The 24,370-nt window shown below is 70.0% G+C and carries 19 protein-coding genes and 5 pseudogenes; 13 read left to right on the forward strand and 11 right to left on the reverse strand.

From position 1 onward, the window contains the following. Positions 1-201 precede the first annotated feature (201 nt). From OG390_RS45950 to OG390_RS45960, 3 genes are read left to right on the forward strand one after another with little or no spacing between them, the layout of a single operon-like run. Entirely contained in the window at positions 202-972 is a 771-nt protein-coding gene (locus OG390_RS45950) for a GNAT family N-acetyltransferase (RefSeq protein WP_406176385.1), read from the forward strand. After that, on the forward strand, positions 972-1,976 hold the full coding sequence (locus OG390_RS45955) for a lysophospholipid acyltransferase family protein (RefSeq protein ID WP_406176387.1): 1,005 nt from the start codon (positions 972-974) through the stop codon (positions 1,974-1,976). The genes OG390_RS45950 and OG390_RS45955 overlap by 1 nt, the downstream gene beginning before the upstream one ends. Positions 1,977-2,010: 34 nt before the next feature. Further along, the gene (locus OG390_RS45960; protein ID WP_406176389.1) at positions 2,011-3,513 is read left to right on the forward strand and encodes an acyl-CoA synthetase; all 1,503 of its coding nucleotides are present in this window, start codon (positions 2,011-2,013) and stop codon (positions 3,511-3,513) included. Here OG390_RS45960 and OG390_RS45965 read toward each other — a convergent pair. The 3 genes from OG390_RS45965 to OG390_RS45975 form a co-directional block, all read right to left on the reverse strand. Further along, positions 3,501-5,846 carry an ATP-binding cassette domain-containing protein gene (locus OG390_RS45965; RefSeq protein ID WP_406176390.1) on the reverse strand — a complete coding sequence of 782 codons (2,346 nt, stop codon included), beginning with the start codon at positions 5,844-5,846 and terminating at the stop codon, positions 3,501-3,503. The two genes, OG390_RS45960 and OG390_RS45965, sit on opposite strands and share 13 nt — an antisense overlap. Positions 5,847-5,909: 63 nt before the next feature. Further along, positions 5,910-6,998 (reverse strand): DUF3500 domain-containing protein, encoded by a 1,089-nt coding sequence (locus OG390_RS45970; RefSeq protein WP_406176392.1) that lies wholly within the window; start codon positions 6,996-6,998, stop codon positions 5,910-5,912. Then, positions 6,995-8,344: an ATP-binding protein gene (locus OG390_RS45975; protein ID WP_406176393.1), complete on the reverse strand. Its 1,350-nt coding sequence runs from the start codon at positions 8,342-8,344 to the stop codon at positions 6,995-6,997. The genes OG390_RS45970 and OG390_RS45975 overlap by 4 nt, the downstream gene beginning before the upstream one ends. 356 nt (positions 8,345-8,700) lie before the next feature. Here OG390_RS45975 and OG390_RS45980 point away from each other — a divergent pair, with 356 nt between their 5' ends. Continuing rightward, the gene (locus tag OG390_RS45980; protein ID WP_406176394.1) at positions 8,701-9,474 is read left to right on the forward strand and encodes a hypothetical protein; all 774 of its coding nucleotides are present in this window, start codon (positions 8,701-8,703) and stop codon (positions 9,472-9,474) included. Between the two features lie 78 nt (positions 9,475-9,552). Continuing rightward, positions 9,553-10,521 (forward strand): aldo/keto reductase, encoded by a 969-nt coding sequence (locus OG390_RS45985; protein WP_406176395.1) that lies wholly within the window; start codon positions 9,553-9,555, stop codon positions 10,519-10,521. Here the strand turns inward: OG390_RS45985 and OG390_RS45990 are convergent. After that, a complete protein-coding gene (locus OG390_RS45990) occupies positions 10,508-10,774 on the reverse strand; it encodes a hypothetical protein (RefSeq protein WP_406178403.1) in 267 nt (88 codons plus the stop codon). The two genes, OG390_RS45985 and OG390_RS45990, sit on opposite strands and share 14 nt — an antisense overlap. Here OG390_RS45990 and OG390_RS45995 point away from each other — a divergent pair. Together OG390_RS45995 and OG390_RS46000 are read left to right on the forward strand one after the other, a co-directional pair. Beyond that, positions 10,686-11,003, forward strand: a pseudogene (locus OG390_RS45995) (RICIN domain-containing protein); the annotation flags it as partial. The gene OG390_RS45990 and the pseudogene OG390_RS45995 overlap by 89 nt on opposite strands. Positions 11,004-11,107: 104 nt before the next feature. Further along, a complete protein-coding gene (locus OG390_RS46000) occupies positions 11,108-11,395 on the forward strand; it encodes a hypothetical protein (protein WP_406178405.1) in 288 nt (95 codons plus the stop codon). Positions 11,396-11,625: 230 nt separating this feature from the next. Here OG390_RS46000 and OG390_RS46005 read toward each other — a convergent pair whose 3' ends face one another. Together OG390_RS46005 and OG390_RS46010 are read right to left on the reverse strand one after the other, a co-directional pair. Further along, positions 11,626-12,357, reverse strand: coding sequence for a DUF4232 domain-containing protein (locus OG390_RS46005; RefSeq protein WP_406176396.1), 732 nt, complete (start codon positions 12,355-12,357; stop codon positions 11,626-11,628). Positions 12,358-12,480: 123 nt separating this feature from the next. Then, a pseudogene (locus OG390_RS46010) lies at positions 12,481-13,867 on the reverse strand (serine/threonine-protein kinase). 46 nt (positions 13,868-13,913) lie between these two features. Here OG390_RS46010 and OG390_RS46015 point away from each other — a divergent pair. Together OG390_RS46015 and OG390_RS46020 are read left to right on the forward strand one after the other, a co-directional pair. Beyond that, positions 13,914-14,465: an RNA polymerase sigma factor gene (locus OG390_RS46015; RefSeq protein ID WP_406176398.1), complete on the forward strand. Its 552-nt coding sequence runs from the start codon at positions 13,914-13,916 to the stop codon at positions 14,463-14,465. A 35-nt stretch (positions 14,466-14,500) separates the two neighbouring features. After that, positions 14,501-14,749: pseudogene (locus OG390_RS46020) on the forward strand (hydrolase); the annotation flags it as partial. 81 nt (positions 14,750-14,830) lie between these two features. Here OG390_RS46020 and OG390_RS46025 read toward each other — a convergent pair. The 3 genes from OG390_RS46025 to OG390_RS46035 form a co-directional block, all read right to left on the reverse strand. Further along, a complete protein-coding gene (locus tag OG390_RS46025) occupies positions 14,831-16,177 on the reverse strand; it encodes a jacalin-like lectin (protein WP_406176399.1) in 1,347 nt (448 codons plus the stop codon). Positions 16,178-16,507: 330 nt separating this feature from the next. Then, complete coding sequence (locus tag OG390_RS46030) at positions 16,508-17,893, reverse strand: glycoside hydrolase family 43 protein (RefSeq protein ID WP_406176400.1); 1,386 nt, start codon at positions 17,891-17,893, stop codon at positions 16,508-16,510. Positions 17,894-17,922: 29 nt separating this feature from the next. Further along, on the reverse strand, positions 17,923-19,326 hold the full coding sequence (locus OG390_RS46035; RefSeq protein WP_406176402.1) for a glycoside hydrolase family 43 protein: 1,404 nt from the start codon (positions 19,324-19,326) through the stop codon (positions 17,923-17,925). Between the two features lie 318 nt (positions 19,327-19,644). Between OG390_RS46035 and OG390_RS46040 the strand changes: the two genes are divergently transcribed. Next, complete coding sequence (locus OG390_RS46040; protein WP_406176403.1) at positions 19,645-20,136, forward strand: HAD family acid phosphatase; 492 nt, start codon at positions 19,645-19,647, stop codon at positions 20,134-20,136. A 48-nt stretch (positions 20,137-20,184) separates the two neighbouring features. On the opposite strand, the gene OG390_RS46045 is transcribed toward OG390_RS46040, so the two are convergent. Next, positions 20,185-20,400: a dodecin gene (locus OG390_RS46045; protein WP_399093204.1), complete on the reverse strand. Its 216-nt coding sequence runs from the start codon at positions 20,398-20,400 to the stop codon at positions 20,185-20,187. Positions 20,401-20,438: 38 nt separating this feature from the next. After that, positions 20,439-21,242 carry a GntR family transcriptional regulator gene (locus OG390_RS46050; RefSeq protein WP_406176404.1) on the reverse strand — a complete coding sequence of 268 codons (804 nt, stop codon included), beginning with the start codon at positions 21,240-21,242 and terminating at the stop codon, positions 20,439-20,441. A 214-nt stretch (positions 21,243-21,456) separates the two neighbouring features. On the opposite strand from OG390_RS46050, the pseudogene OG390_RS46055 reads away from it, so the two are divergent. From OG390_RS46055 to OG390_RS46065, 3 genes and pseudogenes are all read left to right on the forward strand, one after another. Continuing rightward, positions 21,457-22,496: pseudogene (locus tag OG390_RS46055) on the forward strand (beta-N-acetylhexosaminidase); the annotation flags it as partial. 1 nt (position 22,497) lies between these two features. Next, positions 22,498-22,989 (forward strand): annotated as a pseudogene (locus tag OG390_RS46060) (glycoside hydrolase family 16 protein); the annotation flags it as partial. A gap of 115 nt (positions 22,990-23,104) precedes the next feature. Continuing rightward, entirely contained in the window at positions 23,105-24,367 is a 1,263-nt protein-coding gene (locus OG390_RS46065) for an extracellular solute-binding protein (RefSeq protein WP_406176406.1), read from the forward strand. The last annotated feature ends 3 nt before the right edge of the window (positions 24,368-24,370 follow it).

Here is a 24,370-nt window from a genome sequence, read left to right on the forward strand (position 1 = left end):
GACGGACGGGACCGGGGGTGGTGCTCAGCCCCGGTCCCGTCTCATATTCACGGCGCCCCCGGGCATTCAACATCCCCACATCCAGCCTCCTGGCCACGGTCACGTGCACGCCAACCGGCATCGGAAGAACAGGAGCGCACAGACCGCACCGACACGGTCTGCCGCCGCTCCGCCGAACCGGCCCGTGACCAGGAGAGTGCCATGACCGGCGTTTCCACCCTCGACAGCCCCCCGCAGTCGACGGCACCCACCCGCTACACCGTCACCCTCGCCCGCGACGAGGCCGATGTCAGGGCCGCACAACGGCTGCGCCACGACGTCTTCGCCGGGGAGATGGGCGCCCTCCTGTCCACCCCGCAGCCAGGTCTCGACATCGACGCCTTCGACGCCTACTGCGACCACCTGCTCGTCCGCGACACGGTGACCGGCCAGGTCGTCGGCACTTATCGGCTGCTGCCGCCCGAGCGGGCCGCGGTCGCCGGACGGCTGTACTCGGAGAGTGAGTTCGACCTCGGCCCACTGGCCGGAATCCGCGACGGGCTGGTCGAGGTGGGCCGTTCCTGCGTGCACCCCGACCACCGCGACGGCGCGGTCATCGGGCTCATCTGGGCCGGGATTGCGCGGTACATGGTCGACGGCGGCCACGAGTGGCTCGCGGGCTGCTGCTCGATTCCGCTGGCCGACGGCGGCGCGCTCGCCGCGGGCACCTGGGACCGCGTCCAGGCCAAGCACCTGGCGCCTGAGGAGTACCGTGTACGGCCGCTGCTGCCCTGGTCCTCGGAGGGTGTCGCCCGGCCCGCGCGTACCGAGCTCCCCCCGCTGCTGCGCGGCTATCTCCGCCTCGGGGCCTGGGTCTGCGCCGAGCCCGCGCACGACCCTGACTTCGGGGTCGCCGACCTGTACGTGCTGCTGTCGATGCGTCGGGTCAACCCGCGCTACCTGCGGCACTTCCTCTCGCTCGTTCCGGCCTGATGAGCGCGCCCCGCATCGGAGTGATACTTCGGCCCCGCCGTGGCGCCGCGGCGCTCGCCGGCCCTGGTGCGAGCACCAGGGAGTTCCGCGTCGTAGGGAAGCGGCTGCCGGGCCGTCGCGCCGACTCGCAGGCAGTGGTCGGGCCCGGGCCCGTCGGCACGCCCGCGGACGCCGCCGCGCCGAGCGCCTGGCTGCCCAGCGCCCCATGCTCTCCGCGGGCGTGCGTCGAGTCCGCGGGCTCGGTCACCGACGTGCCGCGCGCGGTGCTGCGGCTGGCAGGGGCCCTGTTCCTGCTCGTCGTCGGGATCGTGCTGTCCGCGTTCATCGGGCGGATCTCCGCCGCGGCGCGCGACCGGCTCATCAGGGCCTGGTGCCGGGCGCTCGTGCGGGCCGCCGGAGTACGGGTGCGGATCACCGGCACCGCCCCGTCCACCGGCGGACTGCTGCTGGTCGCCAACCACATCTCCTGGCTGGACATCCCGCTGCTCGCCGCCGTCCGGCCCGGCCGGATGCTCGCCAAGGCCGAGATCCGGCAGTGGCCCGTGGCGGGCGCGCTGACCGCACACAGCGGTGCTCTGTTCATCGAACGCGACCGGCTGCGCGCGCTGCCGGACACGGTCGCGCGGATCGCGGACACCCTGCGCGGCGGCGCCGCGGTGGTCGTCTTCCCCGAGGGGAGCACGTGGTGCGGCCGGGCCCAAGGGTACTTCCGGCGGGCCGCGTTCCAGGCCGCGCTCGACGCGGGCGTCCCCGTCCAGCCGGTGAGCCTGCACTACCGGCTCGACGGGGGAGCGGTGAGCACGGCCCCCGCGTTCGTCGGGAGCGACTCACTGCTTGCCTCGGTCTGGCGGGTGGTGTCGGCACGCGGGCTCGTGGCGGAGGTGCGGGTGCAGCCGGTGCTCGCACCGGGCAGCGCACCCGACCGGCGCGGCCTCGCGCTGGCCGCCGAAACGTCCGTGTCCCATCGGATCTGCACCAACTCGGAAGTCACCGCACACCTCTGACGCTCCGTCACCGCCTCGGGGTACCGTCCCCCGCATGTACCCCGGAGCGTACGACCCCGCCAGGCCGGCCGTCGTCACCGCGGACGGCGGCTGGACCCTCACCTACGGACAGCTCGAAGAGCGCTCCCTGCGGCTCGCCGACCATCTCCGCTCAGCGGGCTTGCGAAGGGGCGACCACCTCGCCCTTCTCTGCCCCAATGATCCGCGCGTCCTGGAGGTCTACTGGGCCGCGCTGCGCTCGGGCCTCTACCTCACCGCGGTCAACCACCATCTGACCGCCGACGAGGCCGCGTACATCGTGCGCGACTGCGGTGCCTCCGCGCTGATCGTGTCGGAGCGACTCGGTGAACTGGCCTCGGCAGCAACTGAGTTGCTACCGAAGTCAACGCTGTGGCTCGACAGCTCCTACGAGGCCGCCCTCGCCGCCGCCTCTCCCGAACCGTCGGCGCACCAGCCGCGCGGCGCCGACATGCTCTACTCCTCCGGGACCACAGGCCGCCCCAAGGGGATCGAGCCGGCACTTCCCGACGGAGACGTCCGCGAGGTGCCGAGCACTTTTCAGCTCCTCTTCCAGCCCATGTACGGCTTCGACCAGGACACCGTCTACCTCTGCCCGGCGCCCCTCTATCACGCCGCGCCGCTGCGCTTCTGCTTCGTGATCACCGCGACGGGCGGGACCGTCGTCCTCATGGATTCCTTCGACGCGGAGGGCGCGCTGGCGGCCGTCGAACGGCACCGGGTGACGCACAGCCAGTGGGTGCCCACCATGTTCGTACGGATGCTGAAACTGCCTCCCGAAGTACGGCGGTCGTACGACGTGGCATCGTTGAAGGTCGCCATCCACGCGGCCGCGCCGTGCCCCGTCGAGGTCAAGCGGCGGATGATGCAGTGGTGGGGGCCGGTCCTGTACGAGTACTACGCGGCGACGGAGGCCAATGGGATCACCTTCATCGGGCCCGAAGAATGGCTGCGCAAACCCGGGTCCGTGGGTCGCGGCGGACTCCTGGGCGAGCCGCGGATCTGCGGCGAGGACGGCAAGGCGCTGCCCGTGGGCGAGACGGGAACCGTCTATTTCGAGCGCGCCGAACTACCCTTCCGTTACCACAACGACGACGCCCGCACCCGCGAGGCGCAACACCCCGAACACCCCGGCTGGACCACGACCGGTGACATCGGCCATCTCGACGAGGACGGCTACCTCTTTCTCACCGACCGCAGAGCCTTCACCATCATCTCGGGCGGGGTGAACATCTATCCGCAGGAGATAGAGGACTGTCTGACCCTGCACCCGAAGGTTGCCGACGTGGCGGTGATCGGGGTTCCGGACGCGGAGATGGGGGAGTCCGTCAAAGCGGTGGTGCAGCCCGCGCCGGGCACCTCGCCCGGTCCCGAACTGGAGCGCGAACTGCTCGACTTCACGAGGCAACGCATCGCCCACTACAAGGCACCACGCACTGTGGACTTCACGGACGAGCTGCCGCGCACGCCCACGGGCAAGCTCGCCAAGTCGGTGCTCAGGAAGACCTATTGGCCTTGACGAAGAACGCGGGCGAGGTAGGGAGCCGTCTGGCTTCCAGCCGCACTCGCCACCTGCCCCGGCGGCCCCGCGGCCACGATCCGCCCGCCCGCGTCGCCCCCGCCCGGTCCCAGGTCGATCACCCAGTCGGCGCCCGCGACGACCGTCATGTCGTGCTCGACGACCACGACAGTGTGGCCCGCGTCGACCAGACCGTGCAGCTGGCGCATCAGCACCTCGACGTCGGCCGGGTGCAGCCCCGTCGTCGGCTCGTCGAGCAGATAGAAGGTGTGCCCGCGGCGCACCCGCTGCAACTCGCTGGCCAGCTTGATGCGTTGGGCCTCGCCGCCCGACAATTCCGTGGCCGGCTGGCCGAGTCGCAGATAGTCGAGGCCCACGTCGAGGAGGGTGCTGAGGCTGCGCGCGACGGCCGGGGTGTCCGTCCGGGCGAAGAAGCGCGCCGCCCCCTCCACCGTCAGATCCAGAACCTGCGCGATGTTGCGTCCCCGGTACGTCACTTCGAGTGTCTCGGGGTTGTAGCGCGCCCCTGCGCAGTCGGGGCACGGCGCGTAGGTGCTGGGCAGGAACAGCAACTCCACGCTGACGAATCCCTCGCCCTGACAGGTCTCGCAGCGGCCGCCGGCGACGTTGAAGGAGAACCGCCCGACGCCGTAGCCCCGCCGCCGCGCCTCGTCCGTCGCGGCGAAGACCTTGCGCACGACGTCGAAGAGCCCGGTGTACGTCGCCAGGTTCGAGCGCGGGGTACGGCCGATGGGCTTCTGGTCGACGGAGACCAGCCGTCCGACACCCGCCAGGTCCTCCGTCACCTCGCCGATCAGCGTGGATTTGCCGGAGCCGGAGACCCCGGTCACCGCGGTGAACACACCGAGGGGGAACTCGGCGGTGACCCCGCGCAGGTTGTGCCGGGTGACCGGCCCGATCTTCAACTGGCCGTGCGGCGACCGGACTTCGCGTACCGGAGCGGGGGAGCGGTCGAAGAGGAAGCGCGCCGTGGCCGACTCCTCGACCGCGGCGAGCTCCGCCACCGGACCGCTGTGCAGCACCCGCCCGCCGTGCTCCCCGGCGAGCGGCCCGACGTCGACGAGCCAGTCGGCGCCGCGCACGACATCGAGATGATGCTCCACGACGAACACCGAGTTCCCCGCCGACTTCAACCGCTCCAGGACCGTGAGCAGGGCCTCGGTGTCCGCCGGGTGCAGTCCGGCGGACGGCTCGTCCAGGACGTACACGACACCGAAGAGCCCGGAGCGCAACTGCGTTGCCAGACGCAGTCGCTGGAGTTCGCCCGCGGAGAGGGTGGGAGTCGCCCGGTCCAGGCCGAGATAGCCGAGGCCGAGCTCGACGACGGGCGCGATACGGGATCTGAGATCCTCGGTGAGGATCCTGGCGGCCTCGGTGCTCCCGTGCGGCATGCGGGCCAGCTCCGCCAAGGGCAACGCGGCCAGCTCGGCGATGTTCCGTCCCGCGAACGTCACCGCCAGCGCCTCGGGCCGCAGCCGGCTGCCGCCGCACACCGGACACGGAGCGCTGGTGAGAAAACGCTCGGCCTTGGCCCTGAGCGTCGCGCTCTTCGTGTCGGAGAAGGTCTTCATGACATAGCGCTGTGCGCTCATGTACGTACCCTGGTAAGGGCGTTGGATCCGCTCGGCGTCCCGCACCGGATGGACGGTGACCACCGGCTGCTCGTCCGTGAAGAGGATCCACTCGCGCTCCTCGGCGGGCAGCTCGCGCCAGGGCCGGTCCACGTCGTACCCGAGCGTGTCGAGGATGTCCCGCAGGTTCTTGCCTTGCCAGGCGCCCGGCCACGCGGCGATTGCCCCCTCACGGATCGACAGTGACGGATCCGGGACCAGCGACTCCTCGGTCGTACGGTGCACCTGACCGAGCCCATGGCACTCGGGGCAGGCTCCCGCCGCCGTATTGGGCGAGAACGCGTCGGAGTCCAGCCGCTCGGCGCCCTCCGGATAGTCGCCCGCCCGCGAGAACAGCATGCGCAGCGAGTTGGAGAGATTGGTGACCGTACCGACGGACGAGCGCGAAGTGGGTGCCGAGCGGCGCTGCTGAAGCGAGACCGCGGGCGGCAGCCCGGTGATCTCCCCGACCTTCGGCACCCCTACCTGGTGGATCAGCCGCCGCGCGTACGGGGCGACCGACTCGAAGTAGCGCCGCTGGGCCTCCGCGTAGATCGTCCCGAAGGCCAGCGACGACTTTCCGGAGCCGGAGACGCCGGTGAAGACCGCGAGGACGTCACGCGGGATGTCGACGTCCACGCCCTGGAGGTTGTGCTCACGGGCGCCCCGGACGCGGACGTACGAGTCGTGGGGGCTGGGCATCGGGGGACTCCTGTGGGGGCCGGGGGCCTGGACATCGGTGGGCTCGGGGCAAACCCCACGATTCTAGGTCGTGGTCAGTCCCGCGACCCGGGCGAGTCCCCGGAAGGAGTCCAGGAGGGCGTCCCGGTCGTACGTACTGGTCGTGACCAGCACCTCCTGGGCGCCGGTCAGGACGCTGCCGCGGATGCCCGTGTACTCCTGCACCGTGTTGTCGGAGAAGGCACCCGCCTTCATCGACTCGTTGGACTTGGTCGAGGACGCGATGGCGACTTTCTGCTGCGCCTCCGTGAGGGAGTTGATGAAGGCGAGGCCGGCCACGACCTCCTCGTGGCAGACCGTGACGGTCTGGCCGTCGATCTCCTTCGAGGTCGGCTCGGAGCCCCAGAAGCAGGGGCTCATCACGACTTGGTCGCCGAGCACGAAGTAGTTGATGACCAGGTGGTGGCCGTCGAATTGGAAGCCCCAGGGCTCGGTGGCCGACGGGGTGCCCATCAGCGTCCAGTAGTAGGCGTCCTCGTTGAAGGCGTTGGTGTTGTTGATCGCCTCGCCGGCGGCCTGGTTGATCTTGCGGATCTTCTCGGTGGTCTCCAGGCCGTCCGCGCTCAGCGCCGACTTCAACAGAGCGGTGCCCAGGGACTTCTGATCGGCCGTCATGTCAGCGAGGGTGACACCCTGACGCGCGTACGAGTCGACGTTGCTCCACAGCCGCCACTCGGTGGAGTGGACAGTGAACTGTGTCGCGGTCTTCTGGGTGTCGGTGAGGCCGGCCAGGAAGGCGCGGGCGGCGGCGATCACCGGCGCGGTCGCGACACCGGTGGAATGGACTGAATAGAGGTCGTCGATCCGCTTGCCGTCGGTGGTCGGACCGAAGAAGTCCTCGGTGATCGACTGATTGCCGGGGCCGCCGGTGCTGCCGCCCGGGCCACCGCTGGGGGCGCCGCTGGGGGAGGCGGACGCCGAGGCGTCGGCGGTGCCGGTGGAGTCGTCGGCGAGTGCGGCCCAAGCGCCCGCGCCGCCCGTGGTCGCGACCGCCGTGGCGCCGCTGGCGAAGAAGACCTTGCGCATGAAGTTGCTGCGGCTCGCGTGGGCCCGGCGGCCGGTCTGCGACTGCGGCTCCGCTGCTGCGGCGTCCCCGGTGTCGAGCTCGGTCATCGTCGCTGGCTCCTCTCGTCATGGGCACGTCCGTTTCGGACGGCCGCGCGGGGACGACTCTGGCGCAGCAAGCTGATGCGAAACTGAATCGGGTCTCCGAGGACAGCGGAATCAGCGGCGGAAAACCGTGTGGAGCGCACGTGACCTGCGCGTCTGTGAGATCGCTTAGAGTTCCGGGGCGCCGTCGGCCGACCTCTGGCCGGGCACCGTGGCGTGCGCGTCGGCGGAGTCGGCGGGGGCATTCCGGTGCCGAACTCCGTACGCGGAGGCAGTTCGACGCTGAACTCCGTGCGCCCGGGCTCGCTCACGACGCTGAGGCGGCCGCCGTGCGCCGACGTGATCGCGGTGGCGATGGCCAGCCCCAGACCGGTGCCGGCCTCCTTGCCGGGGCCACGGGAGCGGGAGGCGTCGGCTCTGGTGAAACGTTCGAAGACCGCGGGGAGGAGTTCCGGCGGGATGCCGGGGCCGTCGTCCCGTACGCGGATGACGCGGTGTTCGTGCGTGGCCTCGACGGAGGCGGTGACCGTGGTGCCGGCGGGTGTGTGCACGCGCGCGTTGGTCAGCAGGTTGGACACCACCTGGTGCAGTCGTGCCTCGTCGCCCGTGACCAGCGCCGGTGCGTCGAGGCGCAGCGTCAGCTGCCAGTCGTGGGTCTCCCCGGTGGCTCGCGCGTCCCACACCGCCTCGGCGACCAGGGAGGTGAGGTCCACCTCGGCGGATCGCAAGGGGCGCCCCTCGTCGAGCCGGGCGAGCAGCAGCAGATCCTCGGCCAGGCCGGTCATGCGCACCGACTCGGCGGAGACACGGCCCCAGGCGAGGGTGGGCTCGATCTTCTCGGTGCCGCGATGCATCAGCTCCGCGTACGCGGTGATCGACGAGAGCGGCGTCCGCAGTTCGTGGCCGGCGTCCGCGAGGAAGCGGCGCATGCGTTCCTCGGTGTGCTGGCGTTCGGCGAGCGAGGTCTCGACGTGGTCGATCATGCGGTTGAGAGCGGCACCGCGTCGCAGCAGTCCGCGCAGTCGCAGTATGACCTCCTCCAGGGAAAACGGCTTGGTCACGTAGTCGTCCGCGCCTGCCGACAGTCCCTCGATGCGGTGCTCCAGCGCGTCCCGGGCGGTGAGCATGAGGACAGGCAGCTTCGGGTCCTCGTACCGCAGTCGCCGCAGCACCTGCACGCCGTCCAGGCCGGGCAGCATCCCGTCGAGGACGACGGCGTGCGGGGCGCAGCCGCGTGCGACGCGCAGCGCGCTCTCGCCGTCGGCGGCCGGGTAGGGCCGCCAGCCCGCCTCGGCGACGGCCACGGACAGCACCTCGACGAGCCCGGGTTCGTCATCGACGATCAGCACGCGGATCAGGTCCTCTCGGATCCCAGAAGTGCCAGGGATGCGACAACCGTGTCGTAGCTCGTTGGGGGAGCGCTGTGCCATGACTGAGGGTGAACTGTGGGCTCGGCTCGGACGGGTCCCGCGTCGCCGTTACCGCGCGCAGAGGTTCCTCGGCCGCCTCGTTGATCCTGCTGGAGTCCGGGTCGGTGTTGCCGTTCACCATGGCCTGGCGGAAGGCTCCCGGGGCCATGCCTCCGGGCCTTGCGCAGCACGCCGACGTCCCGGGTTCCTCCGGGTGCTGCGCCGCTGGGGTCGCGCCCCGCTGCGTCCGGGCACACGATGCGAAGAGGACCGCCGCACACTTCTCTGGAGCCCTCATGGTCTGGATCCCGCAGATCGCCGACCTCGTCGACCGACTCGGCGCAGCCGACCTCGCCGCAGGCCTGCGCGACCCGATCGCGGCCACCGTCCCTGTCGCACTCGACGACCCGGAAGCGGGCCGTATCAGTGGCGTGGTCGTGCTCGACGCCTGGCTCGCCGAGCAGGAGAAATGGCGCGCGGAGCACCGGGTGGACATCGAGCCGGTCGCCATCACGGTCACCGAGAATCGGGCCGTGGGCGAATGGGTGGCGCACCTGAACGGTTCGGACGGCACGCGCGTCGGGCTTCCCGTCGGCGTCGCCGTGGAACCGGCGTCCGCGCTGCCCGTACGGATCTACCACTCCCGGTGGCCGCTGCTCGGCCATCACGTCGTGCGCTCCCCGCTGCTGCCGTACGACCCGGACGCGCATGCCGCGGACGTGGTGGGCGCCTACAAGGCGGCCCTCGGCGAGGGCGACGTGGCCGGCGTCGTCACTGCCTTCGCGGCCGACGGCTATTTCCGTGAGCCGTCCGGCGACTCCTACCGACACGTCGGCACCTCGGTGCTGTCCGACTTCTACAAGGGCTTCTTCTCCGCGGGTGGCGGCATCCCGCTCAAGCTGTGCACGGTCACGGACGACGGCACCCGGAGCGCGTTCGAGTACATCTGCGACCGCTGGGGCGACGCCGACCTGCCGCCGCAGGCGGGACTTGCCGTCTACACGCGGGGCGGCGACGGCCTGATCACGGCCGCGCACGTGTACGACGACGTGCAAGGCCCCGTGGAGTAGGGCTTCGTGCCGCCCGTGGCGGGCAGGATCAACTCGTCGGAGTGCTCGACCCCACCGCCAGCGAGAGCAGGAGAGAGCATGCAGTACGTGAAGCTCGGTTCGACGGGCCTGGACGTCTCCCGGATCTGCCTGGGCTGCATGAGTTTCGGCCTTCCCGACCGAGGCGTCCACGAGTGGACCCTCGACGAAGAGGCGTCGCGGCCGTTGATCCGCCAGGCGCTGGAGGCCGGGATCAACTTTTTCGACACGGCGAACGTGTACTCCGACGGCACCAGCGAGGAGATCGTGGGCCGGGTGCTCGCCGGCCATGCGCGCCGCGACGAGATCGTCATCGCCACCAAACTGAACGGCGCGATGCACGACGGCCCCAACGGGCGTGGCCTGTCCCGCAAGGCGGTCATGACGGAGATCGACAACAGCCTGCGCCGACTGGGCACCGACTACGTCGACCTCTACCAGATCCACCGCTTCGACCCCGCGACTCCCGTCGAGGAGACGATGGAGGCCCTGCACGACGTGGTGAAGGCGGGCAAGGCCCGTTACATCGGGGCGAGTTCGATGTACGCCTGGCAGTTCTCCAAGGCGCAGTACACGGCCCGGCTGAACGGCTGGACACGGTTCGTCTCGATGCAGAACCACTACAACCTCCTCTACCGCGAGGAGGAGCGCGAGATGCTGCCGCTCTGCGCGGACCAGGGTGTCGGTGTACTGCCCTGGAGCCCGCTCGCCCGCGGCCGCCTCACCCGTGACTGGGACACGGTCACGGCGCGCAGCGCGACGGACGAGTTCGGCAAGAACCTCTACCAGGATGGCGACCGCGAGATCGTCGACGCCGTCGCCCGCATCGCCGCCGAGCGCCAGGTGACCCGCGCGCAGGTCGCCCTCGCGTGGCTGCTGCACCAGAGCACCGTGAGCGCGCCCATCGTCGGCGCCACCAAGCCGCACCACGTCGAGGACGCGGTCGCGTCCCTCGAACTGGAGCTGACGGACAAGGAGATCGAGGAGCTGGAGCAGCCGTACATGCCTCGGGCGATCAGCGGTCACTGATCCGCCGGATCCCGCTGGTGCTGTGGGCGGCCGGTTCGAACTCCGACGGGGAGGGCGGCACGGCCGACGGCACCGGCTCCTCGCAAGCGCCGAGTTCCGGCTCGGGCACGGTCCCCGGCGCGAATCCGTCCTGGATCGGGTCCGGCGGCCCGTCGAACAGCACCGTGCGGGGCAGGCTGCGCAACGCCGCGACCGGGCTGTGCATCGGCATCGTCGGCAAGAAGCCGGCGAAGGGCGCGGAGACCGAACTCACCTCGTGCGCCTCGAAGTCGGCCCAGCAGTGGTCGTACGAAGCGGACGGGCTGCTGCGCGACGTGGCCGACCCCGACCTCTGCCTCGACTCCCACCTGGGCTACTCGGTCCAACTGGCCCCCTGCTCGGGTGAGTCGCAGCCGGGCACCCAGAACGTGCGCTACGACTTCACCCTCCAGGGCGCACTGGTGCCGCGGTGGAACCAGGACCTGACTCTCGCACCCGCCGCCGCCCAGCGCGGGGCGGCACTCGTCCTCAAACTGCGCAAGGACGAGACGGTCCAGCGCTGGACCCTCGACACCTCCTCGCCCTCGCTCCAGATGGAGGTGGTCAATTGGGACTCCACCCGTGCATCGGCGGCTCCCGCGACTCCGGCCCCTGCCAAGGCTTCCAGGGCACCGTCGTCGCCCACCACCCACAAGCCTTCGGCGACGCCGTCGACACCGGGGCCGACCCCGTCGTCCACTTCTCCGACGTACGACTACTGCTACTACCCGTATTACCACTGCCCGGGATACGGCAGTACGGCTCCGGCTCCGGCTCCGGCTATGGCTATGGCTATGGGGATGGGTACGGCGGTTACGGCCCCGGATACGGGGGAGGGCAAGGCGGCCGCCGGTGAGCCGTCAGGACCGGGCGGTGCCCGACGGCGAAGCAGCCGCGCCCAGGAATTCCGCCCAGCCTCCGAGGGGCGACTGTCCGGGGGTGAGTGTGCGCAGCTTCCGCAGGACCGCCGGGTCCTGAGCCTCCAGCCACTCCACGAGCTGCGCGGCCGTCGCCGCGCACGCGCGAGAGGGCCCCGCCGACCTGCGGGACAGATGGCGGGGCCGGGGTGCGGGGAGCGCGATGAGGTCAGGTGCCGGTGCCCGCGCGGACGACGGTCAAGGACACCGACGAGGCATTGCCGGACACCGGCACCTTGCCCTGGGTCCACTTCACCTTGAGCGAGTCCTTCTCGTCGGGCGGTGTCACGAGGAGCGAGGCGGGCGTCGCCGTACGGGCCCCGCTGATCTCCGGGTTGGAGAACGTGAGCCCTGCCCACGCGCTCTGCCCGGGCGCCAGCGTGACCGTGGTCGGCGTGCTCGAGGAGCGCTGCGGATCGGGGCCCAGCTGCTTGCCGGACGCGTCGATGAAGGCCGCGCCCGGGTAGCCGCGCAGAGTGCAGGTGCGTCCGGAGCTGTTGGTCAGGACCACGGGGAAGTTCTCCTGCCCCGCGCCCGGGTCGTTGTTGCCGACCGACGCGCGCAGTTCGGAGGTGTGGCAGCGGGTGCCGGTCGAGCCGCTCCCGGACGACGCGGAAGCCGAACCCGAGGTCGTGGCGGATCCGGTCGTGGCGGGACTGCCGGTCGTGTCGGCCGTGGGGCTCGCACCGGCGTCCGTGGTCCGCTCACCGGAGGCCGGCTCCGCGGTGCCGGGCAGCTTCTGCGGCGTACTGTGCGGGGTGTCGGTACCGCAGGCGGTGAGCAGGCCCAGCAGCGCGACGCCCGCGAGCAGCGCCGCCCGCCGGGCGGAAGTCGAAGTGCGGGGTGCGGGAACCGCGTCGAGCCGTTCCGTGTCCGCCGCGCCGCGCCGGAAGGTCGCCATGTCACCACTCCTTGAGAATCACCGCACGCGTCCTGACACGTGCGCACGGCGCGTTGTGCCCCGTCATCACTCTCCGATGCACCGGGACGGAGAAAAGTTCACGCAATCGGCGGGCGAGTTCCGTCAGGCTCCCACTCGTACCGAACCGAGAACGCGGTCGGTCGCGTCACTGCCGCCGTCCTGGCGGATCTGTACGTACACCTGAGGCTGCCCGGCGCCGCCCGCCGGAGTGAGCCCCGCCTCCGTGAGGGTGCCGTCGCTGCCGGGGCAGCCGTTCCAGGTCCGTATCAGACCGTGCCAGTGCGTGCCGTCGTAGGTGCGGCTGCCGTCGTAATGGCATCCGGTGTGCGCGATCGCGCGGACCTCGGCCGTGATGTCGCCTTGCTCGCTCAGGCCGATGAAGGCTCCGTTGACGCGTGAGCCGAGGTCCTGCCACTTCGCGAGGTCGTCCGCGACCGCCAGACCGGGTTCCTTCGTGTCCTTCAGGCCCAGGGTGTGCGGATTCCATCCGGAGTCGCGGAGCTGGTGGCCCCACGCAGCGGGTACTTCGGCGGTGACCCGGCCGGTGCTGTCCTCGACCCGGACGGTCTTCGCGGCCGGCCCGCGCGTCACGATCGCGGCGGTGATGCCCACGGCGCCGGCCACGACGGCGGCGGCCAGCACCGTGATCAGCGCCCGCCGTCGGTGCCGACGAGGTCGAGGGGGCCGAGGGGCCGCGCCGGGTTCGGCCAGTCGCTCCAGCTCCGCGGCGAGACCGGCCGCCGTGGGCCAGCGCCGCTCCCGGTCGGGTTCCATGGCGCGCAGCAACGCCCGCTGGACGTCGGGGGGGCAGGTCCTTACGGAGCCGGTCGGGCCGTACGACCTTGCCGGGCGGGCCGGGGACGGAGCCGGTGACCAGGTGGTAGCCGAGGGCGCCCAGGCTGTACACGTCGGCCCGCGCGTCGATCCCGGACCCGGGCTCGGCCTGCTCGGGAGGCGTGTAGCCCGCGGAACCCGCCGCCATGGTGAGCCCGGACGCCTGGGCCAGGCTCTTGGCCAGGCCGAGGTCCGCGAGGAGCACCCGGTCGCTTCCGGCGGGCGAGGTGCGCAGCAGCACGTTGGACGGCTTGATGTCCCGGTGCACGATGCCGGCCTCGTGCAGCGCGGCAGCTCCCCGGGCCGCGAGGGCCGTCAGCCGCAGGGCCTCGGCCACGGGCAGCGGTCCGGTCTCGACCCGGTCGGCGAGGGTGCCCCCGTCGGCGTACTCCATGACGAAGTACGGCCTGCCGTCCGGCAGTTCACCGATGTCGTACACCTGGACGACGCGGTTGGAGTCGGCGCGGCGCAGCAGCCGTGCCTCGGAGAGGAAGCGCTCCCGGATGTCCAGGTGGTCGACCCAGTTCTCGGACAGCACCTTCACCGCGACGGCGGCCTCGAGCACGTCGTCGTGGGCGAGCCAGACCACGCCGAAGCCGCCGGCGCCCAGGCGCCGGTCCAGACGGTAGCGGCCGATCCGCTCCAGGAAGTGCATGCGACTATCATGCCTGGCCTCAGGTCGACACCGAGGGGAGCACCCAGTGCGGGACGCGGCGGAGACCGAGGAGCTCGCTCTGCGCGCGGCCGCCGGTGACGGGGCGGCGCTGGACGCGTTGCTCCAGAAGGTCCAGCCCGAGGTCGTACGGCGCTGCGGGCGCTTCCTGCCCTGTCGCGAGGACGCCGAGGAGGCGGCCCAGGACGTCCTCCTCCAGGTGTCCCGGAAGATCACCACGTTCGAGGGCCGCAGCCGCTTCAGCACCTGGCTGTACACGGTGGTCGCGAACTGCGCCCGCCAGAAGTACCGCGAGCTGAAGCGGCGCGCGGCCGAGCAGCCGGTCGTCATCGACGCGTCGCAGCATGTCGATCCGCGCACCACGAGCGTCATCGCCGGTTCACGGGTCGACCTCCTGGAGGCGCTGGAGCGCCTGGAGCGGGAACACCCGCATCTGGTGGCGCCGTTGGTCTACCGGGACATCTGCCAGTTGGAGTACGCGGAGGTGGCCGAGCGGGTGGGCATCCCGCTCGGCACGCTCAAGTCCCGCCTGCACGAGGCACGCAAGCAGGTCAGGCCATGGCTCACAGATGCGTCCTGACTGATGAGCCGTCAACTTTCCTTCTTCGTGTGGCAGCGACGGCCACCCTCAAGCCCGCCGACAACGCGGCCGTCAAGGGCCTGCTCTACCGGACCGGCTACTCCGGCAACACCGGCGCGTTCTTCGCGACCAGCACCTTCGGCAGCGGCAAGGTCGCCTTCTGGGGCGACAGTTCGCCGATCGACGACGGCACCGGCAAGTCCGGATACACGCTGTACGACGGCTGGAACGACACCGGCGCCACCAACGCGGCGCTCGCCCTGAACGCCACCGAGTGGCTCTCCTCGTAAGCGAGTCGGTCACGTGAGCCCGTGCCCCGCCGAGTCCGAAGACACGGCGGGGCACTGCTGTCCGGGACGGTCGGGTCAGCGCTGGGTGTAGATGAAGCCGATCTTGTCCACCTCGTCGCCCGCGCGGCCGTGGAAGCCGGCGATCTGCCAGCCGGACGGCGCGGTGCGGGTCACGCAGTCCGACGTCGTCGTGCCGCCCGCCAGACCGCGGCCCAGGTTCGTGCTGAACTTCGCGTAGAAGATCCGGGTGTGGCTGTCCTTCGCGCCCTGGCACAGCTGCACCGAGGTGATGTACTCACCGCTGCCGAGGGCGAGGGACGAGGCGGTGCCACCCGTGCCCCCGTGCGTCGGCGTTGTGCCGTTGCTCAGCGTCAGCCCCATCTGGTCGACGCGCGAGCCGCTGCGAAGCGAGACGGTGGTGGCCCGGGCGCCGGGCGGCACACTGTCGATGTCGTTGAAGTAGTCCCCGTGCGGACCGCCGAACTGGTCGCCGAGCTGGAAGGCGGCGTTGCGCGACCAGGTGAAGCCGACGGTGATCGGGTCGTGGTCGGAGAGCATGAGCCCGTCGGAGGTCAGGAACTTGGCGTGCTCGTTGTTGTACGAGGTCGCGTTCAGCGTCACCAGCTTGCTGCCGCGGTAGAGGACCTTGTCGACGACCTCGCAGGTGTTCGGCACGGTGGCGCCGGTCTGGTCGCACACCAGCGCGTCGCTGCCCTTGGCGGGCGGGGTGCCACCGCGGATGAGCTTGACCCAGGCGTCGGTGAGGCCGTTGGCGGAGGCGAATTCGGCGATGGTGTCGCCGGAGCGGGTGTAACGGGTGTTGGTGTCACCCATCACCACCACGGCGTTGCCGGCCGAGTGGGTGCCGATGAACGAGGTCAGCTGGGCGAGGTTGGCGGCGCGCGCCGCGAGGTCGCCGTCGTTGGTGCCGGCGTTGGTGTGGAGGTTGTAGAAGTCCACGTACACGCCTTCGGCCAGGCGCTCGCGCATGAAGCTGAAGCCCTTGGGGGTCAGACAGTCGCCCGAGTCCACCTGGCAGTCGTTCCAGCCCACGCGTTCGAAATCGTCGCCGTCCCAGGCGTAGGTGGAGACGGTGTTGAGGCCGCTGCCTATGCCCGCGCCGCCGCTGGTCGCGGTGCGGTAGGGATGAGTGTCGGTGGAGTACAGGTACGCGTGGTAGTTGAAGTCCTCCTGGACGTTGACGATGTCGTACGGGGCGATGCGCCGGCCGATCTCGGTGGTGCTGGTGTCCCGCGGCGTCGAGGCGCTGGACAGCGACTCCGGCAGTCCGGCGACGTTGTAGCTGAGCACGCTGAACGATCCCGAGTCGGCGGCGGCCGCGGCGGGAGCGGTCACCGTGAGCCCGCCGAGAGCGGCCGTTGCCGCTGCCAGACAGGCGAGAACTCTGCGGAGAGGTGACATGGGGGGTGTCTCCTGGAGGCGTCAAGGGGGTGTGAGCCGCTGCCGCATGACAGCGCATGAGTGTGTTCTGGCGTGTGTGATGAGTGTCCGGCTGTCTCCTGTGGAGGACCTGGCGCCGGGGAACGGGAGTTCTTGTGTCGAATGGGTGACCTTTCCTGGTGGTGGCCGTTGGGTGGGGTGACGGGCTTGTTCGACCCTGGAGGGGAGGGTGATCGGGTTGAGTGGGTTGCGGGAGGTGGCTGGGCGACCAGGACATCCAAAACCGTTCGGGATGTCCGCAGTGACCAGGTATGGGTGCAACACTCACTCCTGCTCACTGACTAGGAACGGTCAGTAGCCGACCGAGAACGTGGCGTCGGCCTTGTCGGTGCTGGTGGAGAGGGGATCGATGCGCAGGACGTAGTCTGCGTGCCGGATGTAGCGGTCCGGGTTGTTGTAGGAGCGGAAAGACGACCATGAGGTGTCGGCCAGGCCCGCCGTCCGGTAGAACGTGGCGTCCTGCGCGAACGTCGTCGTGCTGTCGGTGACGTCCAGTTGCAGCTGGTAGTTGTAGTGCCGCAGATAGCGGGTCGGGTAGTTGACCGACTGGAAGGACACGCCCGCGCTGTCGGCGAGACCCGGCACGAGCTTCCACTGGGAGTCGGTGTACGGGTCGAAGGGGTACTCGTCGATCCTGCCGACGTAGTTGGAGTGGCGGACGTAACGCGCCGGATAGTTGTAGGACTTGAGCCGGTTCCAGGCCGGAGCGCCCCACTTCGCGACGAGGTTGCTGTACTCGGTCGTCGTGATCGGCTGAATGGTGCCGTGCTTGGAGTTGAGGGGCTGCGTATAGAGGCGTTGATCGACCGCCGTCCACGTGCCGGCGGCGAGATCGGTGCTCTGCCAGGCGTAGAAGACACCGTTGGGGGTGTAGGTGTCGCCCCACAGGTACCAGGTGCTCGATGTCTGGGACTTCACGAGGATCGGCGCCTCGGTGCCGCCGTGCGAGACCGGCGTGCTGAACACGGTGAAGCTGCCGGGGTTCAGCGACGTGGACCTGGCGCCCACCAGTGACTGGTCCTTCTTGAAGTACAGGTAGTTCACACCGCTGACGCCCACGGCCAGGTCGCCGTCGATGACGTCGTATCCGGGGTCGAAGAAGACCTGCGCAGCCGACGCCGTGACGAAGTCGGTGGTGTAGTTGACCATGATCACGTTGTGGCCGCTGGAGTTGACGGCCGAGTAGATGATCCCGTACTGGCCGCGGCCCGCGTCCCAGAACGCCTCGGGCGCCCAGCTGTGCGTGGCCATGTCGTGCAGCTTCAGCCGGTGATAGTTGGTGAAGGTGCGCAGGTCGGTGGAGTCCCATACATGGACGTACTGGCTCTGCAGGCTCCAGTCGGTGCCCTTGAGGTCGGTGGCGAGCACCACGAACGTGCCATCCTGCTTGCGCAGGATGAACGGATCGCGCAGTCCGCCGGTGCCCCCGGTCGGGGTCACGACGGGGTTGTTCTGGTTCAGCGGGGTCCACTGGAGTGAGTCCGTGCTGACGGCCAGATGGAGGCCGTAGTCGGAGCCGTTGCCGCTCGGGGACTCCGTGAAGTAGCCCATCACGTACGAGGTTCCCGTCGCGGCACGGGCGGACGGGGCACCGAGGGTCAAACCGGCGGTGAGGGCGGCCATCGCCCCCAACACGCCCCGGCGGGACGGCTGCAGCGGGCCGGATCGGTCGCTCATCTGATCTCCTTCTCTCCGGCGGATGGCGGTCATGCCCAGGCCGTGACGGGGACGAAGGAGCCGTCCTGGCGGAAGAGGTCGGTGCCGTCCGCGGGGTCCACGCGGAGCTGATAGTTGTAGTGGCGCAGGTAGTAACCCGGGTAGTTGTACGACTCCAGGCGGACCGAGCCGCTCGCCGTGCCGGTCCGGGCCATGTAGGTGGCGTCCTTGGCGAACGTCGACGTCCCGTCGTTGGCGTCGAAGCGGGCACGGAAGTCGTAGTGCCTCAGGTAGTTGCCGGCCGCGTCGCGGAAGGAGTAGCCGTTGGCGTCGGCGAGACCCGCCACGACGGTGAAGGTGGCGGCCTGCTTCTCCGCGCTGCTGCTGGAGCCGCTCACCACGGGCAGGTTGAGCAGCGAGGACTGCTCCTGCCAGTAGCGGGTGGTGTAGTTGCCCGACTGGAAGGAGCGGGTGACGCCGGTCGGCAGACTGGCGCCTGCGGAGACCGTCTCCTTGATCACGGTGAAGTGGCGTGCGGTGCCGGAGATGCCCGGAAGCTTCTTCGGGGCGCTCCAGGTGGCGAAGGTGTCGTAGCTGTCGCTGTAGTAGTAACTGCCGTCGCCGTAGCCGTCGAAGAAGATCCGCCAACCGCCGTTGTCGAGCTGGATCAGGGCCGGGCCCTCACGGGTGCCGCCCCAGCCCGCCCAGTCGCCGGTCCGCTGGATGGCGTACGAGCCGGTGAGGCTGGAGGCGGTCGCGTACTCGATGTACTTCGTCGTCTCGTTCTTCGTGAACGCGTGGTACGTCGACCCGGTCTTCACGATGAACGTGTCGATGTGGTTGGCGCCGATGCCGGACAGGGCCACCGGTGAACTCCATGCGGTGAGTGCGGAGTTGGTGGCCTTGAGCAGATACGGCGTGAAGATCCACTCGTCGCTGGTGACCGAGCAGGACACGATGATGTTCACGCTGCCGTCGCTGTCCACGAACCACTCGGGCGCCCACGCGCGGGAGAGGCTGCCGATCGGGACCGTGTAGTCGTACAGGAAGCTCCAGTTGACCCGGTCGGAGCTGCGCGCGAAGCCGATGGTGGTGCTGACGTCCTGCCAGGTATGCGTGGTGTAGGTGATGTAGTAGTAGCCGTCGGTGTGCTTGAACACGCTGGCGTCGCGGATCCGGTTGCTGGGCGGCGTGTACGCGGAGGCCTTCAGCAGCCGGAAGTCCGTGGCGTCGTCCGACTCATAGACGTTGACGGTGCCGTCGTTGCTGTTGAGGAACGGCACGATGGTGTAGCGGGTGGCATAGCCCCGGGCCGGCGCCGCCGCCGTGGCGGTGCCGAGCAGTCCGGGCCGCTCGCCGAGGACGAGAGCGGTGGCGGGCAGCGCGACCATCGCGCGGAGCAGGCTCCGGCGGGATGGCCGCGCGGGGCGTGACGGTATGCCTGGTGTGATCATGTGCGGCTCTCCTTGGATCGGTCACGCAGCCGGCGCGGCGACTTCCGCCACGCCGGTGACGGCGGGGAAGCGACGTCTGTCGAGAGAGGGGTTCACGAAGACCTCCGCATGCCCGAAGCCAGGGTGGTGGTGTCCCCCCACCACCCTGCTTTTGTTCGAAATGCCGAATGTTGTACGACATGCTGTGCGAGGCATTACGGTAAGGGCTTGCTGGGTGATGTGAACAGAGCCTGACGAGGCGGAAGTTGGACGTGTTCACGTGAGGGATCGCCTGCCGCGGCGCACGGGGTGTTCTCGCCCCTGTCTAGGGTGGTCCGCGTGAAGGAGAAGAGCAGCAGACCACTCGCCGTGTTCGACGTGGACGGCACACTCGCGGACACCGCGCACCGACAGCGGTTCCTGGAGCGGAAACCGCGGGACTGGGACGCGTTCTTCGCGGCCGCGTCGCAGGACCCACCGCTGGCCGAGGGCATCGCGCTGGCGCGGAAGAGCGCGCAGGAGTGCGAGGTGGTCTACCTCACCGGCCGCCCCGAGCGGTGCCGCCGGGACACCGTCGACTGGCTGGCCGCACAGGGGCTGCCCGACGGGCGCATCTGGATGCGGCGCAACGACGACCGCAGGCCGGCCCGCCACACCAAGCTGGAGATCCTCCGCCGACTGGCCCGCGACCGTGACATCCGCGTCCTCGTCGACGACGACGAGCTCGTCTGCGAGGACGCGGAGCGGGCGGGCTTCAGGGTCGTACGGGCGCGCTGGGCTGCCACGTCCGAGGCGCTCAAGGACGCGCAGGAGCGGGAGGGCCGCACCTGAGGGGTGCGCGAGGCTCTGAAGGGGCCGGGCAGGGGCCCCAGGGGAGGGTCAGTCGCCCTCGTCGAGCCGGAAGCCGACCTTCAGGCCGACCTGGTAGTGCTCGATCTGCCCGTTCTCGATCTGTCCCCTGACCTGCGTGACCTCGAACCAGTCCAGGTTGCGCAGAGTCTGCGAGGCGCGGGTGATGCCGTTGCGAATCGCCTGGTCGACGCCTTCGTGGGAGGTGCCGACGATCTCGGTGACCCGGTACGTGTTCTCGGACATGCGGGTGCTCCTCTCCGCCGTGGCGGGTGTGCCACGCGTCATTCCACGGTGCCCCACAGTGCGGCGGTCCGCGAGATGTCGGGGATGCCCTGGGTGAAGTCCTCGGGCGTGCCCCGGGCCGTACGGCCGTGGTGCGCGCCCAGCGACAGCCGCGAGACGATGCGGTAGCGGTCGCCCCGGTAGAGGGAGTGGACGTACTCCACCGGCCGGTCGGAGGTGTCCGTGGTCAGGCGTTCGATCAGCAGCGCGGGGGAGAGGACCGGGACGCCCAGCACCTTGGCCTCCGCCTCGCTGACGACCGTCGGCTCGATCGACTGGGTCGCCTCGTGGACATGGACCTGGTGGTGTTCCCGCAGCTGGGCGTAGAGGTCCCCGGCCTCCAGCTCGGCCGGGGTGAGCGAGGGCACCAGCGCGGCCGGGATGTGCAGATGCTCGATCGCCATGGGGGAACCGTCGACCAGCCGCAGCCGCGCGATGTAGACCAGCTCCGCGGCCGGTGACATCCGCAGCTTCCGGCCGATCCTGGCGCCCGCGCGGATGGTCGCCAGCTCCAGCACACGGCTCGACCAGCTGCCGGTGGCCAGGGGCACGCTCGCCGTCTGCCGGTCCGGAACGATCTCCTGAGTGATCTTCGCGGGTGCCACGAACATGCCCCGCCCGTGTTCGCGCACCAGCAGCCCGGTGGCGACGAGTTCGTCGACGGCGGCCCTCAACGTGGGCCGTGATACGCCGAGTTGGACGCAGAGAGTGCGCTCGGAGGGAATGGCCGCTCCGGGCCCGCGGTCCTCGACGAGTCCGAGCAGGAAGTCGCGGACCCGCTCCCGTTTCAGTACGCCGTCCATGGGTCGCCCGCTCCCCGGTGCTCGCCTTCAGCTCGTCAAGCCCATGGTAGCTGGCTGGTTGACCAGTTGACGAGTCATGTCTCCGAGTGGGGCTTCAAATCCCTTTACCGCAGGGACCCTTGACGGTCCTATTGGTCTATGCCACCTTCATGTCGCGCAAGAGGTCAGTTGACCAATTGGTAAGGTTGATCCGGTCGCGAAAGGCACCTCGGTCATGCCCGCAGTCGACGTACCGCTGCTTCCCGTGCCCAGCCAACTCGTGGTGCTGCCGGGGAAGTTCACTCTCGACGAGCGCACCGGCCTCACGGTGGCACGCGGCGCCGAGGCGGCCGCCGTACTGTTGCGCGAACTCCACGCCCCCGCCACCGGGCTGCCCCTGCCCGCGACCGCTGACGGACAGGTCGCCTTCGCTCTCGATGCGACGCTCACCGCCCTCGGCCCGGAGGGGTACGTGCTGACCGTCACCCCCGACGCCGTACTCCTGCACGCGGCCGACCCCACCGGCCTGCTGCGCGGAGTCCAGACCCTGCGCCAACTGCTGCCGCCGGACGCCCTCGCCGCCGGCCCCGTACGCGGTGTCGCCTGGACCCTCCCCTGCGTACGGATCACCGACGTCCCGCGCCACGCGTGGCGCGGGACGATGCTCGACGTGGCCCGGCACTACCAACCCGCCTCATATATAAGGCGATTCATCGACCTGCCGGCGCTGCACAAGCTGAACACCCTGCATCTGCACCTCACCGACGACCAGGGCTGGCGCATGCCCGTCGCCGCCTGCCCCAAGCTCACCGAGATCGGCGCCCGGCGTGCGCAGACCCGCGGGGACGGACTTCCGCACGGCGGCAGCTACACGCGGTCCGAGCTGAGCGGTCTCGTCGCCCGCGCGGCCGCGCGGGGGGGCGCCGTCGTCCCCGAGATCGACATGCCCGGCCATGTCCGGGCCGCCCTCGCCGCCTGCCCCGAACTCGGCAACGACCCGGACCGCCGGCTCGGCGTGTGGACCGAGTGGGGTGTGTCCGAGCAGGTGCTCGGCGTCCACGACCAGGCCCTGGACTTCTGCCGCACCGTCCTCGGCGAGGTCATTGACACCGGTCATGGACACCTTCCCCTCGCCGTACATCCACGTCGGCGGCGACGAGTGCCCCACCACCGAATGGGCGGCGCATCCTGGCGCGCGTAGGCGAGCACGGGAGGGAGGGGCTCGCGGGGCCCGAGCAGCTCCATGGCTGGTTCATGGGGCGCGTCGGAGAGTTCCCAGACGTTCTTCACCATCAACGACCTCACCGCGCCGATGGCCGACGACTACTCCGAGTACGACTTCGAGTATCTGCCCAACGGCGGCTGGGGCGAGCCGTCGAACATCCTCTACACCACGTCCTGGGAGACCTACAACCCTGACCCGTGGCAGGCCGTCAACCAGCACACCGAGGGCCGCCGGAGCTACAGCGGCCGGCACGACCTGGTCCTGACGATCGACGGCAGCAGCATCAAGTACTACATCGACGGACAGCTCTTCGGCACGCACGACGCCGCGTACCTGCCGGAGCGCCCCATGTCGATCAACTTCAACCAATGGCTCATCGACCTGGCCGGGCAGGCCGGCACGACGCCCCGTGCCTACGACGAACAGGTCGATTATGTGCTGCACGTCAAGGACCAAGTTCTCGGTCCCGCCCAGGTGGCCGCCAAGGTCACCGCGTACCGCAGCGTCGGGACCGCCTTCGAGGACACCGTGCCCGGAAGCTGAGCCCTTGACGGGGTTGATTGGTCCATACCAAAATCCAGAACACCCGTGCGAGCGCTGAGCTCGTCCCCCACGTCGGGCCCTTGACCCCTGTCCGCAAGGCAGAACTGGACCTATCGTGAGACATCGCCTCCTCGCCCTCGTATGTGTCGCCGCCTCCCTGCTCACCGCCTGCGGTGCCCTGCCGGAAGGGGGCACGGAGCGGCGGACCGTGACGGTGTGGCTGATGAAGGACAGCGCGTCCAAGGAATTCCTGAAGCGGTTCACCGAGGACTTCGAGCGGACGCACGGCGACCTGCGGCTCGACATCCGCATCCAGGAATGGACCGGGATCGGCGAGAAGGTCCAGGCTGCGCTCAAACGGGAGGACAAGGGAGCGCCCGACGTCATCGAGGTCGGCAACACCCAGGTCGCTCAGTACGTGGACGGTGGCGGACTGAGCGACCTGACCCTCGAGTCGATGCGCGACTGGGGCATGAACGACTGGCTGCCGGGCCTCGCCGAGCCCGGCCGCTTCAACACCCGTCAGTTCGGCATCCCCTGGTACGCGGCCAACCGCGTCGTCATCTACCGCAAGGACCTGTTCGCGCGGGCCGGTATCAAGCACCCCCCGAAGACCCGCGACCAGTGGCTCACAGACGCCGAACAGCTCAACTCCTCCGGGAACCAAGGGATTTATCTCGCGGGCCAGGACTGGTACACGCTCGCCGGATTCATCTGGGACGAGGGCGGCGACCTCGCGAAGAAGGCCTCCGCCGGGACCTGGGAGGGCACCCTGCAGACGCCGGCCGCGCTGCGGGGCATGGACTTCTACCGGCGGCTGCAGGCACTCGGCGAGGGACCCGTGAACGCCGACGAGGAACACCCGTCGCAGGCCGGGGTGTTCGCCAAAGGGCGAGTAGCCCAGCTCGTGGCCGTGCCCGGGCTCGCTCAGGCCATCGAGCGGGCGAACCCCGCCCTCAAGGGGAAGTTGGGCTTCTTCCCCGTGCCCGGCAGGACGGCCGCCGAGCCCGGCGCGGTCTTCACCGGCGGCTCCGACCTCGTGGTGCCCGAGAACACGGACGATCGGCTGGGTGCCACGGCCGTCGTCGCGGCCCTCGCCGGCGCCAAGTGGCAGACCGAGCTGGCCCGGACGATGAGCTACGTGCCCAACAAGACCACCCTCGCCGGCGCGGTGGCGGGGGACGAGGGAGTCGCGGCCATGGCGGCGGGTGCCGCGCAGGGCCGGGCGACCCCTTCCTCGCCCCAGTGGGCCGCCGTCGAGGCGGACAACCCGATCAAGGCGTACATGACGAAGGTCCTCAATGGCTCCGACCCGACGACGGAGGCCCGGCGAGCCTCCGACCGCATCACGCGGGCGCTGGCGGAGGAGGGCGAATGATGG

It is taken from the genome of Streptomyces sp. NBC_00996, from assembly GCF_045162675.1.
Classification (GTDB): Bacteria; Actinomycetota; Actinomycetes; order Streptomycetales; family Streptomycetaceae; genus Streptomyces.

Bases quoted from the DNA above. Each gene is read 5' to 3' on its own strand.
- OG390_RS46050 (WP_406176404.1), bottom strand. From the start codon at position 21,242: ATGGACGGCGTACTGAAACGGGAGCGGGTCCGCGACTTCCTGCTCGGA.
- OG390_RS45950 (WP_406176385.1), top strand. From the start codon at position 202: ATGACCGGCGTTTCCACCCTCGACAGCCCCCCGCAGTCGACGGCACCC.
- OG390_RS46035 (WP_406176402.1), bottom strand. From the start codon at position 19,326: ATGATCACACCAGGCATACCGTCACGCCCCGCGCGGCCATCCCGCCGG.
- OG390_RS46045 (WP_399093204.1), bottom strand. From the start codon at position 20,400: ATGTCCGAGAACACGTACCGGGTCACCGAGATCGTCGGCACCTCCCAC.
- OG390_RS45980 (WP_406176394.1), top strand. From the start codon at position 8,701: ATGGTCTGGATCCCGCAGATCGCCGACCTCGTCGACCGACTCGGCGCA.
- OG390_RS46005 (WP_406176396.1), bottom strand. From the start codon at position 12,357: ATGGCGACCTTCCGGCGCGGCGCGGCGGACACGGAACGGCTCGACGCG.
- OG390_RS46030 (WP_406176400.1), bottom strand. From the start codon at position 17,893: ATGAGCGACCGATCCGGCCCGCTGCAGCCGTCCCGCCGGGGCGTGTTG.
- OG390_RS45970 (WP_406176392.1), bottom strand. From the start codon at position 6,998: ATGACCGAGCTCGACACCGGGGACGCCGCAGCAGCGGAGCCGCAGTCG.
- OG390_RS45955 (WP_406176387.1), top strand. From the start codon at position 972: ATGAGCGCGCCCCGCATCGGAGTGATACTTCGGCCCCGCCGTGGCGCC.
- OG390_RS46025 (WP_406176399.1), bottom strand. From the start codon at position 16,177: ATGTCACCTCTCCGCAGAGTTCTCGCCTGTCTGGCAGCGGCAACGGCC.
- OG390_RS45985 (WP_406176395.1), top strand. From the start codon at position 9,553: ATGCAGTACGTGAAGCTCGGTTCGACGGGCCTGGACGTCTCCCGGATC.
- OG390_RS45965 (WP_406176390.1), bottom strand. From the start codon at position 5,846: ATGCCCAGCCCCCACGACTCGTACGTCCGCGTCCGGGGCGCCCGTGAG.
- OG390_RS45960 (WP_406176389.1), top strand. From the start codon at position 2,011: ATGTACCCCGGAGCGTACGACCCCGCCAGGCCGGCCGTCGTCACCGCG.